The organism is Lacinutrix sp. (assembly GCF_023299985.1).
Lineage (GTDB): Bacteria > Bacteroidota > Bacteroidia > Flavobacteriales > Flavobacteriaceae > Lacinutrix.
Map to the genome: position 1 here is coordinate 1 of NZ_JALZVX010000096.1, position 11,913 is coordinate 11,913.

The 11,913-nt window shown below is 29.1% G+C and carries 12 protein-coding genes and 1 pseudogene; 6 read left to right on the forward strand and 7 right to left on the reverse strand.

Features of this window, described 5'->3' with window-relative positions; all coding sequences use genetic code 11:
* Nucleotides 1-484, forward strand: a pseudogene (locus tag Q0C58_RS04705) (DNA gyrase/topoisomerase IV subunit A); the annotation flags it as partial.
* A gap of 343 nt (nt 485-827) precedes the next feature.
* Nucleotides 828-1,490 (forward strand): ATP-binding cassette domain-containing protein, encoded by a 663-nt coding sequence (locus Q0C58_RS04710; RefSeq protein ID WP_290698156.1) that lies wholly within the window; start codon nt 828-830, stop codon nt 1,488-1,490.
* A gap of 21 nt (nt 1,491-1,511) precedes the next feature.
* Here Q0C58_RS04710 and Q0C58_RS04715 read toward each other — a convergent pair whose 3' ends face one another.
* The 3 genes from Q0C58_RS04715 to Q0C58_RS04725 all read right to left on the reverse strand — a co-directional run bounded on the left by Q0C58_RS04715 (nt 1,512) and on the right by Q0C58_RS04725 (nt 3,173).
* Nucleotides 1,512-2,228, reverse strand: coding sequence for a hypothetical protein (locus Q0C58_RS04715; RefSeq protein ID WP_290698159.1), 717 nt, complete (start codon nt 2,226-2,228; stop codon nt 1,512-1,514).
* A gap of 8 nt (nt 2,229-2,236) precedes the next feature.
* Complete coding sequence (locus tag Q0C58_RS04720) at nt 2,237-2,641, reverse strand: hypothetical protein (protein ID WP_290698161.1); 405 nt, start codon at nt 2,639-2,641, stop codon at nt 2,237-2,239.
* Between the two features lie 109 nt (nt 2,642-2,750).
* Nucleotides 2,751-3,173, reverse strand: a complete 423-nt coding sequence (locus Q0C58_RS04725; RefSeq protein WP_290698163.1) for a helix-turn-helix domain-containing protein — start codon at nt 3,171-3,173, stop codon at nt 2,751-2,753.
* A gap of 314 nt (nt 3,174-3,487) precedes the next feature.
* Here Q0C58_RS04725 and Q0C58_RS04730 point away from each other — a divergent pair, with 314 nt between their 5' ends.
* The 3 genes from Q0C58_RS04730 (at nt 3,488) to Q0C58_RS04740 (ending at nt 5,780) form a co-directional block, all read left to right on the forward strand.
* Nucleotides 3,488-4,630: a M14 family zinc carboxypeptidase gene (locus Q0C58_RS04730; protein ID WP_290698165.1), complete on the forward strand. Its 1,143-nt coding sequence runs from the start codon at nt 3,488-3,490 to the stop codon at nt 4,628-4,630.
* A gap of 72 nt (nt 4,631-4,702) precedes the next feature.
* Nucleotides 4,703-5,182, forward strand: a complete 480-nt coding sequence (locus Q0C58_RS04735) for a winged helix-turn-helix transcriptional regulator (protein ID WP_290698167.1) — start codon at nt 4,703-4,705, stop codon at nt 5,180-5,182.
* A gap of 76 nt (nt 5,183-5,258) precedes the next feature.
* On the forward strand, nt 5,259-5,780 hold the full coding sequence (locus Q0C58_RS04740; RefSeq protein WP_290698169.1) for a DinB family protein: 522 nt from the start codon (nt 5,259-5,261) through the stop codon (nt 5,778-5,780).
* Nucleotides 5,781-5,864: 84 nt separating this feature from the next.
* Here Q0C58_RS04740 and aroB read toward each other — a convergent pair whose 3' ends face one another.
* Nucleotides 5,865-6,932 (reverse strand): 3-dehydroquinate synthase, encoded by a 1,068-nt coding sequence (gene aroB, locus Q0C58_RS04745; protein WP_290698171.1) that lies wholly within the window; start codon nt 6,930-6,932, stop codon nt 5,865-5,867.
* 161 nt (nt 6,933-7,093) lie between these two features.
* Between aroB and Q0C58_RS04750 the strand changes: the two genes are divergently transcribed.
* A complete protein-coding gene (locus Q0C58_RS04750; protein WP_290698173.1) occupies nt 7,094-8,266 on the forward strand; it encodes a proline dehydrogenase family protein in 1,173 nt (390 codons plus the stop codon).
* Here Q0C58_RS04750 and Q0C58_RS04755 read toward each other — a convergent pair.
* The 3 genes from Q0C58_RS04755 to Q0C58_RS04765 all read right to left on the reverse strand — a co-directional run bounded on the left by Q0C58_RS04755 (nt 8,263) and on the right by Q0C58_RS04765 (nt 11,173).
* Nucleotides 8,263-8,637, reverse strand: a complete 375-nt coding sequence (locus Q0C58_RS04755) for a hypothetical protein (RefSeq protein ID WP_290698175.1) — start codon at nt 8,635-8,637, stop codon at nt 8,263-8,265. The two genes, Q0C58_RS04750 and Q0C58_RS04755, sit on opposite strands and share 4 nt — an antisense overlap.
* Before the next feature lie 167 nt (nt 8,638-8,804).
* Complete coding sequence (locus Q0C58_RS04760) at nt 8,805-10,004, reverse strand: alanine dehydrogenase (RefSeq protein ID WP_290698177.1); 1,200 nt, start codon at nt 10,002-10,004, stop codon at nt 8,805-8,807.
* A 50-nt stretch (nt 10,005-10,054) separates the two neighbouring features.
* Nucleotides 10,055-11,173 carry a helix-turn-helix domain-containing protein gene (locus Q0C58_RS04765; protein WP_290698179.1) on the reverse strand — a complete coding sequence of 373 codons (1,119 nt, stop codon included), beginning with the start codon at nt 11,171-11,173 and terminating at the stop codon, nt 10,055-10,057.
* Between the last annotated feature and the right edge of the window lie 740 nt (nt 11,174-11,913).

An 11,913-nucleotide genomic window follows, 5' to 3' on the forward strand; every position in this document is an offset into this window, starting at 1 on the left:
GAAATATTACGTTAAACGTTTTTTAATAGAAAACGAAAGTAAAGAAGAATTATTTATTACAGAACATGAAAAATCGCAATTAGAAATTGTATCTACAGATTGGAAGCCAATGGCAGAAATTATATTTGTTAAAGAAAGAGGTAAAGATAGGCGTGATAGTGAAACAATAAATATTGAAGAATTTATTTCGCTAAAAGGCTTATCTGCTTTAGGAAATCAGTTAACAAAACATAAAGTAAACCAGGTTAATTTATTAGAGTCTTTACCACATGAAGAGCCTGAGGAACTTCCTGCAGAAGAGATTGAAGTAAATGATGAGGTTATATTAGAAAACACTTTGCCTATAGATGTTCCTGTTGTTGCAATAGAAAAACCAATAAAGGAATTTAAAAGCAACGAAGACAAAGCTAAAAAAGCATTAGAAAGAGCAATAAAAAAGAAGAAAGAAGACCAAGAAGGTGAAGACCAGACGTCTTTGTTTTAAATAGAATTAACTTAATATTCTGATAGTTTAGTTTTATGATAATTATTTTTAAATAATTATCATAAAACCAAAATTTGAGACTTCTTAAAAACATACTCTTATTTCAAAAGAAAATAGTCTTTACCTCTTATATCATTTCTATTCCTATAGCCATTTTGTTTAAGAATATTAATGTTGTTGGTGTTTCGGTTATGTTTGTTATGCTAATGTTACATTTCTTTATTTATGAATTAAAAAATCAAGACGAATATTTTTACTATTATAACTTAGGTATTACTAAGTTACAATTGTGGTTCTCAACCTTATTTATAGGCTTTATTAATGTTATAATATTTACATTTTTATGAGGAGCCTTTTTGTTGATAGTATCACTAAGTCTTACAACAATAGAGTAATTTTGTCTGATATCTTTTTATCTTGCGAAATAGGTGAAATAAAAGGACTCATTGGTAGAAATGGTTGCGGGAAATCTACTTTATTAAAAATTATTTTTGGTGTTGAAAAAGCTGAAAACAAGTTTGTAAGAGTTCATGGTAAATTAATTAATAACACATTAGACTGTAAAGGATTAATAAATTACTTGCCACAAAAACATTTTTTGCCTAATGGTATTAAAATTTCTAAAATTATTAATCTATTTCTGGAAAAACGTTATAGAGAAAAATTACTCTCAAACCAATTTGTAAAGCCTTTATTAAATAGGACAAGTCAGGAGCTTTCTGGAGGAGAAAGAAGGATAGTGGAGATTCTATTATTAATTCATTCTAATTCAAAATTTATTTTGTTGGATGAGCCTTTTAATGGCGTGAGTCCAATTCTTAAAGAGTATATAGCAGAATGTATTTTAGAAGTCAGTAAAAATAAAGGTGTTATTATTACAGATCATGATTATGAAAATGTACTAAAAATAGCAGATACTATTACTTTTTTAAAAGATGGTTATTTAAGAGAGATAAAAGAGCGAAGCGAATTAATAGAGCTAGGTTATTTTGTAAAAGTAGATTAGTATAGTTTTGTATTAAGGTGTTTATTCTTCAAGTTTAAAACTATCAAACAAAACAGAATATTCTTGACTTGGTAGTTGGTCTCCAATAAAGTTTAAATTCTCTAAACTACAATAGACACTAAATACTGTTTCTGTACTATAATCTAATACTTGTGTTTGTAAAAGAGCGCCATCAACATACCATTTTACGGTATAGTTGCTATCTGTTTCCTCTTGAAGTAGTTCTATAGAAAAAGTATGCCATTGGTTATGTTTAATTAAAAAAGGAGTAGAGATAAACGGAAAGTTTTGAGAAGTACAATACACAACCAAATCGTCTTCTTCAGCATTTAATGTATTTCTAACTTCGGTCTTGCCAGAGCCAATTTCAAAATCTAGTTCATGGTCATCATCAGAATATAAAAAGGCACCAATACTGTTTCGGTCTCCAATAGTTCTTTCGCTTGTGTAAATTCTCCAAGTGTAACGTCCTAAACCAAAATCTTCTTTTTTAGTTTTAATTTTTACACGATCTACTTCGTTTGCTCTTGTGGTAATTTTAAAATTACCATTATTAATAGCATAATTCATTGGGCTTTCATTCTGTGAAGTATCTTCCCAAAATTCATCTATATGAATTTGATTATTAAAATTTTCTGTAAAAATAGTATGATCTATAATAGTTATTGAAGCGTTGTCTTCAGATTCCAAACAACTAATTAGTGTAACCAGTATTAAAAAGCAGCATGTGTATTTCATCTGTTCTATTAATTAGTAATTTTAAATTTTTCAACACGATAAGCAACACCTTTTTCAACACGTTTCTTCTTATTAGCATCAGGAGAAGCATCTTGGTATTGAAATGTATAAGACTCTTTGGTTGTAGAAATTATTTTAAAATGGACAGCGCGTTGTTCAGCCATGTTTTTAGGGTTTATTTTTTTCTGTATAAACTCACAATCATTAATCCATCTAATAGAAGCAGAATCTATTTTACCTTCAAATAAATCAATATTCAAATTCTCAGTCCTTAAAAATTTAGCCGTTTTTTCTTTACCGTTATCATTAAATGTAAATTCAAAATAACCGGTTTTATAATCATTACAATTACGCTCGATATTTTGACAACTAGAAAGTATAAATAAAAGTAGAATAGTAATAATAAATCTCATAAAACTGATTTTATACAAACTTACTAAATGGTGATTTTAAAAATGGTTTTTTAAGAAAAAAAGTGTAATCCTGAGAATCGCGAATTTGTTTTTTTATGAAGTACATTCCTTAATTCTCAAAATTTGAAAAACTACCATCTTTATAAAAAATGATAATGCGATCAATTTCTTTTTTAGAATTTGAAGAAATTAATTTTGAAGGCATTTCTAAAATTTCGTTTTGTGGTTTTTCAGTTTCAGACTTTGAAAATAAATCTTCATTTTGAGATTTTGGTTTTGGTTCAATTTTTTGCTCTTCAATTTTAGTTGAAGGAAAATTTCCTTTTCCATTCATTAACCAATACAATTCTACTTCATGAAAAGAGGCAAGTACTTTTAATACAAATTCTAAACTTGGTTTATTTCTGCCAGAAAGTATGTGCGAAATACTAGAGCGCTGCACACCTATTTTTTCGGCAAAAGAAGAAGCGCTTTCACCATAATAATCAATGACTTTTTTTAGTCTTTTAGTAAATTCTTCGTTGTTTATCATTCTAATACAAATGTAAACAATCAAAATCAAATACCATGTTTACAAATGTGTATTTAACAAAAAATATAATAACAATTGTAAAGTATATTAACTATTATAATTAAATCAAAACTTTATATATACACATTTAAATTACTGAAAAACAAATAATTAAATTATTAATTATATAATTAAGTTGCTTATTGTTTAAACTGCAGTATTAATAGAGTTATTAGATAACTTGTTGGTTACACTTGTAAATTACATTTGTAACAATCGATGTTTACAATTGTAAAATAGATAATGTTTACATTTGTAACACAAACAAAACCTATATGCCAGATAATGCTTTGAAATCTATTTTTAAAACACATAAAGAAACTGCCCTTTTTGGACGATATATTAACACAGAACATATTACTCCTCTACTAAAAAAACATGCCAATAGTTTTAAAATTAAAGTTATTGGGCAATCTGTTTTAGAAGAAAATATTTATTCTATTACTGTAGGTTCTGGTAACAAAAAGATTTTAATGTGGTCTCAAATGCATGGTAACGAATCGACGACTACTAAGTCTATTTTCGATTTATTAAACTTTTTTACTAACGATTCTAGTTCAAATTCAATATTAAAAGCTTGTACAATTGTTATAATTCCTATTTTAAATCCAGATGGCGCTAAAGCTTACACTAGAGTAAATGCTAATGCTGTGGACTTAAATAGAGATGCGCAAAACCTTTCTCAACCAGAAAGTGTAGTGCTTAGTACGGTTTTTAATAACTTTAAACCTCATTATTGTTTTAATCTGCATGGTCAACGCACCATATTTAGTGCTGGTAATACTAATAACTCTGCTAGTTTGTCCTTTTTGTCTCCTGCTCAAGATGTTGACTGTACAATTACAGACAATAGAAAGGTTGCTATGTCTGTTATAGTTAAAATAAATAGAATGTTACAGAAAACTTTGCCAAACCAAGTAGGTACCTACGATGATGCCTTTAATATTAACTGCGTTGGTGATACTTTTCAGAGTTTAAATGCGCCTACTATTTTATTTGAAGCTGGACATATTGCTAATGATTATGATAGAGAGATAGTAAGAGGTTACGTTTTTCAATCTTATATAGTTGCACTAAAAACGATTGTTGACAACGCTATTGACTTAGAAGATTATAAAGAATATTTAATGATACCTCAGAACAAAAAACTGTTTTTTGATGTTATTATTAAAAATGCACGTTTTAAAAGTGAGACATTAGACATCGCAATTCAGTATCAAGAAAAATTAATTGATAAAAAAATACATTTTATTCCTAAAATTGAAAAGATGGAGAATCTTGATACTTTTTTCTCACACAACTATTTGAATGCTAATGATAACGAAGTGTTTGGCAAACAAAAGAATTTAATAGATTTTAATTACGCAAACGATTTCGTGATAATTGATAATGCTAAATTTTCATTAAAATTTCACTAATCTGTATTTTTGGTGTGGAAAATTCAATAAAAATGTATTATTTTTGATTTATATTTAAGGAAATAAACAAAAATGGCAAAATTTAAACTAGACGAAGTCGACCACCAAATTTTAGATATGTTGATCGATAATACAAGAGTTCCTTTTACAGATATCGCTAAAAAATTATTAATTTCTGCAGGAACAGTTCATGTTAGAGTAAAGAAAATGGAAGATGCAGGAATTATAAAAGGATCATCGCTTACATTAGACTATAAAAAATTAGGCTATTCATTTATTGCTTATGTAGGTGTCTTTCTTACTAACACATCGCAAACACATTTTGTTTTAGCGCGCATTAACGATATTCCTTTTGTAACTGTAGCACACGTTACTACTGGAAAATTTAATGTTTTTTGTAAAATTAGAGCAAAAAATACTGAACATGCAAAAGATATTATTTTTATGCTAGATGCTATTGAAGGTGTTTATAGAACAGAAACAATGATTTCTTTAGAAGAAAGTCTAAACGATAAAAAACGTTTAATGCACGATATTTTTAGTTCTATATAGCGCATTTTAATACTGTTAAATTGAAGTCTTTTAGTTATCTTGCTAAAGGATTTTTTTTTATCTAAAATTTAGAATTATGAAAGTTAAAGATTTAAGTAAAGATGAGTATTTACCGTATTTTCAACCTTATATTAACAAGATTGGTGATTTAGTACTTTTAGATGGTTTAGTAGATGGATTAGAAGAAACAATTAGCTTTTTAGAGTCTTTACCTTCAGGAAAACTTGAATATCGATATGAAGATAATAAATGGACCATTAAAGAAATTGTAAACCACTTAATAGACTCTGAACGTATTTTTGCCTACAGAGCATTGCGTTTTGCAAGAAAAGATAAAACACCTGTTGCTGGTTTTGAGCAAGATGGTTACGTTGAGCAGAGTCTTGCAAATGAAAGGTCTATGGTAGATTTGTTACAAGAATACACTTTATTAAGGAAAGCTACAATAATACTTTACAAAACGTTTGGTAGTGATAGCGAAATTTTAAAAAGAAAAGGTATTGCAGGAGGAGGAGAGGTTTCTGTTCGTGCTTTAGGTTTTTTAATAGCAGGTCACGAAAAACACCATTGCGATATTATTAGAGAGCGTTATTTGTAATATTAAGTTCTTGAATTTTGGCTAAATCATCACTTTTTACTTAATAAGCCAGAACCTAATATTTAGTTTTAAACTAATATCTAATTACGCTTTATAAAACGCAAACGCTTCTAATATAACTTCGTTATCTACAATACAATCTGTTTTTGGCTTGCCAATGGCTTCTAAAAGCACAAAATTAATATTACCATTCTCGTTTTTCTTATCGTATTTTAATAGCTCGATAATTGGTGAGTGGTCTGCTTCAGTAATTTCCACATGACCATAAATAGCTTTAATTATACTTTTTATGCTATTATTTTTTTCTTCGGAAAAATCACAGTATTTAACAGAAAGAAAATTTGCTAAAATAATACCAATAGCAATAGCTTCGCCATGTAATAAACGCTTTTTAGTCTCACTTTCCATAAAGTAAGATTCTATTGCATGGCCTAAAGTATGCCCATAATTTAAAGTCTTGCGTAAAGCTTGTTCTTTTGGGTCTTGCTCAACAATAGACTTTTTTATTATGATGGATTCATAGATTAACGCATCTAAATCATCTAGTGTAGATTGCGATAAGTCTTGAACTTTGTTCCAATATTTTTCATCGTAAATTAAACCATGTTTAAGCATTTCGGCTAGCCCAGAACGCATCTCTAATTGTGGTAATGTTTCTAAAAAAGAAGTATCAACAACAATAAGCTCTGGTGTGTTTATTACGCCTATTTGGTTTTTTAACGTCCCTAAATCTATACCTGTTTTTCCACCAATAGAGGCGTCAACCATTGCTAATAGAGATGTGGGAATATTAATAAAATCTATACCGCGTTTAAAGGTAGAAGCTACAAAACCACCTAAATCTGTAACAACACCACCTCCAATATTAATAATAAGACTTTTTCTATCTGCACCATATTCAGATAAGGCTTCCCAAAGACCCAAACAAATATCTAAGTTTTTAGATTCTTCTCCAGGATCAATTTCTAGAATATCGTAAGCAATGTCACTACTAATATTTGCTAATAAAAAAGGAACACAATCAATATTTGTATTGGTATCGCATAAAATAAAAACCTTAGAATAATTTAATGCTTTTAAATGCTCATTTAGAGCTTTGTAGCCTTCGTTATTAAAATGGATAGTATAATCTTGTGTTGTAATAGAAGTCATTAGATAGTGTGTTGTTAAGTTGTAAAAATAAGACCTTTTTTAAGAACTTAATTAAAATATTAGTATTTACTAAATTAGTTTTAATACAACAAAAATAGTTTAAATGCGTGCCAAGAAATATAAATTAGTTGATTTATATTTGTATAAATAATTTTCCTAGAATGACATCAAAAAACATTTTCGATAATACCGAAGTCGCTTTCGCTTTAAAAAGTGATTCTCAATTAGAGCGTGCTTATTTTTTATTCAAAATGATAGCAAACGAACCATTGGTTCGTATTGGTACTGCTGCAACTAGGTTTGCTTTAAATGCAAATTTACCTGTAGAAGGTTTAATAAGAGCTACTGTTTTTGATCATTTTTGTGGAGGCGTAAACGAGGAAGATTGCTTGCCAGCTATAGACAGAATGTTTACAGCAGGTGTGTGTTCTGTTTTAGATTATTCGGTAGAAGGCAAAGCATCAGAAAATCAATTTGATGATGCCACAACGCGTTTAGCAAAAATTATTGAGTTTTCAGATAAAAAAGAAGCGATGCCAATTGTTGTTTTTAAACCAACTGGTTTAGGGCGTTTTGCTTTATTTCAAAAAAAAGGAGAAGGTAAAGCGTTTACAGATTTAGAAACTGAAGAGTGGAATAGAATAGAAGGTCGTTTTAATACGCTTTGTAAACTAGCAAAATCTAAGGATGTAGAAGTGTTAATTGATGGAGAAGAAAGCTGGATGCAAGATGCAGCAGACGAATTAATAGAAAAAATGATGGCTATCTATAATAAAGATGTGCCTATTGTTTATAACACTTTACAGACCTATCGTTGGGACAGGCTAGATTTTTTAAAAGCGTCGCATAAGCGTGCTAAAGCTAAAGGCTATAAGTTAGGCTTTAAGATTGTTCGTGGTGCTTACATGGAAAAAGAACGGGAAAGAGCTCAAGAAAAAGGATGCGATTCTCCAATTTGTGCAGACAAGAAAGCAACGGACGATAATTTTAATAACTGCCAACGTTATATTTTAGAAAACCTTGAGGATATTTCTATATTTATTGGCACACACAATGAAGAAAGTAGTTATTTGGCTTTAGAGCAAATGGCACAATTAAATATTAGTAAAGAAGATAATCGTGTGTGGTTTGGGCAATTATATGGTATGAGCGATCATATTAGCTTTAACCTTGCTAAAAGTGGTTACAATGTTGCAAAATACTTGCCTTTTGGACCAGTAAAAGATGTTATGCCTTACCTAATTAGGCGTGCCGAAGAAAACACATCTGTAGCAGGACAAACCAGTCGAGAGTTATCGCTATTAAAAAAGGAACGTAAACGCAGAAAAAATTAATCTATAATTTCTATAGCATTTATGGTTGCAATAGTTTCGCAGTTTTCTACATAAATACTAGTATCTAGGCCATTAATCTCTGCTTCAACAAAATAAACACTACAAGGTTTTTTTCTACTATCGCTTTTAGAAAAATCAATATCACCTTTAAATAAAATGTAGTTTATATTAGTGGTATCAATACTTTTTGAGGTCATAAATAGTTTAGCTTCATCAGAATATACTAAGGTTTTACTTCTAATATTCTTTAATGTTCTTGCGTCTGGACCATAATCGCAAGACGCTTTTTTTCCATTTAAAAAAAAGGCTAAAATAACTAAGCCAATAGAAAAACCTCCAAAATAATAACCAAAACGTTTAAGTAAACTCATGAGCATTCTTTTTCGTCATTCTGAACTTGTTTCAGAATCACATAATTTTGAACAAATTTCGATAATATAACCGATTTATAATAGTAAATCATCAATTATATAGTCGTGATATTCAAGTTTTAAAACAGAGAGTTTAAATTTTGTGTTGGTGAATTTGTGACTAAACTTTAAAAAATAAGTAAATTTATATCATTATAACTCATATCAAACCATTCGCCAACTGCACGATTGGTTAAAATACCATGGTAGAAGTAGAGTCCGTTTTTAAGTCCATGATCCATACGTAGTGAGTGCTCTAAACCACCATCTTCACTAATTTTAAGTAAATAAGGTGTAAAAATATTACTAATAGAAGCAGATGCTGTTCTTGAGTAACGTGCAGGAATATTTGGCACACAATAATGTATTACACCATGTTTCTCGAATACTGGTTTTTTGTGTGATGTAACATCGCTAGTTTCAAAACAGCCACCCATATCTATACTAACATCAATAATTACAGCGCCTTTTTTCATTTGCTCCACCATATCTTCTGTAACTATTACTGGAGAGCGATCTTTACCACGAACAGCACCAATAACTACATCGCAACGTTTTAAAGCTTTTTTTAGATATTTTGGTTGTATGGTCGAGGTGTAAAGTGTTCTACCTAAGTTTGTTTGTACACAACGTAGCTTAGTAATAGAATTATCGAAAATTTTAACGTTTGCACCTAAGCCAATAGCGCTTCTAGCAGCAAATTCGCCAACCGTTCCTGCACCTAAAATAACAACTTCTATTGGTGGAACACCACTAATGTTACCAAACATTAATCCGTTACCATTGGTTGTATTGCTTAATAACTCTGATGCTATTAAAACTGCTGCTGTTCCAGCAATTTCACTTAATGCGCGAACTGCAGGATAAGCACCATCATCGTCTTGAATAAACTCGAAGGCTAATGCAGTAATACGTTTACTAGCAAGTGTTTCAAAATATTTTTTAGATTGTGTTTTTAATTGTAAAGCAGAAATTAATATAGTCTGTGGTTTTATTAATTTTAATTCTTCTAGAGTAGGAGGTTCTACTTTTAATAGCATTGGGCAAGCATAGACTTTTGCAACATCGTTGGTTATTTCTGCACCATTCTCGCTGTACTCTTTATCGCTAAATTTCGAGCCTTCTCCAGCTCCAGATTCTATAAGTACGCGATGTCCATTGTTTACAATTGCCGAAACCGCATCTGGAGTTAAGCAAACACGCTTTTCTTGAAACGCTGTTTCCTTAGGAATACCAATAAATAGTGCGCTTTTGCTTTTAGAAATCTCTAAAGTTTCCTCTTGTGGTAAGAGCTGCGCTTTAGAAAATGGAGTAATGGATTTTGCCATGTTATGCTATTCGTTGTTTACAAAAATTTAAATTACGAATTTAATATTAATTAAGTAACATCTTTTTCTAATTGTCTTATAAAATAAGAAGGATAGATACCAGCTTTTTTATAAAATGCTTTCGAAAAAGATTCTGAGTTATTAAACCCAATTTCTTGAGCTATTGCATAGATAGTGTGTTTTCTTAGTAAAGAATTATTTTTTAATTCTTTAATTATATAATCAATCCTGAGGTCGTTTAAATACTGCGAAAAAGATTTTTTCTTGATTTTATTAATCACCTTAGAGAGGTAAGATGAGTTTGTGCCTATTTTTTTAGACAACTTAGTTAAGTTAATATTGTTATCTAAAAAACCAAGTTCTGTTTCAAAAACACCTAAACTAACAATTATGTTAGCAATGTTTTCTTCTGAGATATCTAATTTATTGGTTACTTCTTCTTTTGTTACAATTGGAGTTTTAGTAATTTTAGTGTCGAGTACGAGTTGGTTAAATCGCTTTTTATAAACTATTTGTTTTCTAAAAAAATAAAAGGCAGTTAAAAAGGCTAAAGCTATTATTGTGTATAGATATAAGGCAACTTGCGTTCTGTTTTCGCTCTTTTCCTTTAAGTTATTAATTATCTTTTCTTTTTCAAATTTGTATTTGGGTATTTCGTATTCATTTAAAATTTTCTCTTCGTAGTATATTTTATTAGCGTTTACAATACTATCTGCAACTATTAATTTGTCGATATTCTCAATTTGTTGCGTGTAATTATTATTAGCTCTGTGAATAGTAATTAACGATTTATAATTATTAAACAAACCATAAATGTTAGTATGGTTTATTTGAAAAATAGAGTCCACCTTATTAAAATATTTTATAGCTTTTACAGTGTCTTGAGTCTTATAAATTTTACCTTTTAAATAGTATGCTAGAGACAATGAATTTATACCAAGTTTGCTTTCTGCTTTATTAATGCTGTCTAAAGCACGATTGTATTCTTTTTTAAAATAATAATTTATTCCAGAAGAGAATACAAAACTCTTGTAGTAATTAGCATCATTTTGTCCTAAAGTAATAGATTTGTTAATGCCTTCATTTATGTAGTGTTCTGCAAGTGTATAATCTTTTTCTCGTTGTAATTCACTTATATAATTTTTTAAGACATGTAAATAACCTAGCACGTCATGTTTTCCTTTATTTTTAATAAGAATTAATGAGTCTAGCTCTTTTTTTGTATCTAAAATATTAGAATACCCTCCATTTTTTATATAATCGATTGCATATTTTATATCTCCTAACTGTATTATATTGTTATTCTTTTTGGCATAATTATAGGCAATTAAATATTCCTGAAGGGCTTTTTTTTCATTACTTAATTCATGATAAAGAAAGCCTCTTAAAATGTAGCCTAAACCAGGATAAATTCTATGGTCTATATTTTTTGTGTAATAAATAATACTATCAGAATAACTTAAAGCTAATTCGTTTAATTTTTTATTTTCTGGTGAAGAATAAATACTACCATCTACATGGACTAAGTTTTCTTCAGCCTTATAATAAAACCCATGTCCAATATTTACAGTGTCTTTTTCTTTTTTCGCTTTATTTAAGTAAGCATCAATATAAATGCTTTTTAAAGTATTATTTATAGCGTTATTTTTTAACTTTTTTTCAAAATATTCAAAGGGCTTATTAATTAAGGAATCTTCTTGTTTTGTTACCTGTGCAAAACTATTTTGTATAAAAAGCGCAATAGTAATTAGTAAGGTTTTTTTAACATAAATAAAAGAAAATATTATACTCTAAATTTACGAATTTCGAGTCGAAATTCATGAATCTAGACTTACTTTGTTTTAAAATACCATTAAAATACTTTTACTTTACAAATGGAAAGAAACTAGTATTGTGTTTCTATAACATT

Coding starts and splice junctions, on each gene's coding strand:
- Q0C58_RS04710 (WP_290698156.1), top strand. CDS start 828: ATGAGGAGCCTTTTTGTTGATAGTATCACTAAGTCTTACAACAATAGA.
- Q0C58_RS04715 (WP_290698159.1), bottom strand. CDS start 2,228: ATGAAATACACATGCTGCTTTTTAATACTGGTTACACTAATTAGTTGT.
- Q0C58_RS04720 (WP_290698161.1), bottom strand. CDS start 2,641: ATGAGATTTATTATTACTATTCTACTTTTATTTATACTTTCTAGTTGT.
- Q0C58_RS04725 (WP_290698163.1), bottom strand. CDS start 3,173: ATGATAAACAACGAAGAATTTACTAAAAGACTAAAAAAAGTCATTGAT.
- Q0C58_RS04730 (WP_290698165.1), top strand. CDS start 3,488: ATGCCAGATAATGCTTTGAAATCTATTTTTAAAACACATAAAGAAACT.
- Q0C58_RS04735 (WP_290698167.1), top strand. CDS start 4,703: ATGGCAAAATTTAAACTAGACGAAGTCGACCACCAAATTTTAGATATG.
- Q0C58_RS04740 (WP_290698169.1), top strand. CDS start 5,259: ATGAAAGTTAAAGATTTAAGTAAAGATGAGTATTTACCGTATTTTCAA.
- aroB (WP_290698171.1), bottom strand. CDS start 6,932: ATGACTTCTATTACAACACAAGATTATACTATCCATTTTAATAACGAA.
- Q0C58_RS04750 (WP_290698173.1), top strand. CDS start 7,094: ATGACATCAAAAAACATTTTCGATAATACCGAAGTCGCTTTCGCTTTA.
- Q0C58_RS04755 (WP_290698175.1), bottom strand. CDS start 8,637: ATGAGTTTACTTAAACGTTTTGGTTATTATTTTGGAGGTTTTTCTATT.
- Q0C58_RS04760 (WP_290698177.1), bottom strand. CDS start 10,004: ATGGCAAAATCCATTACTCCATTTTCTAAAGCGCAGCTCTTACCACAA.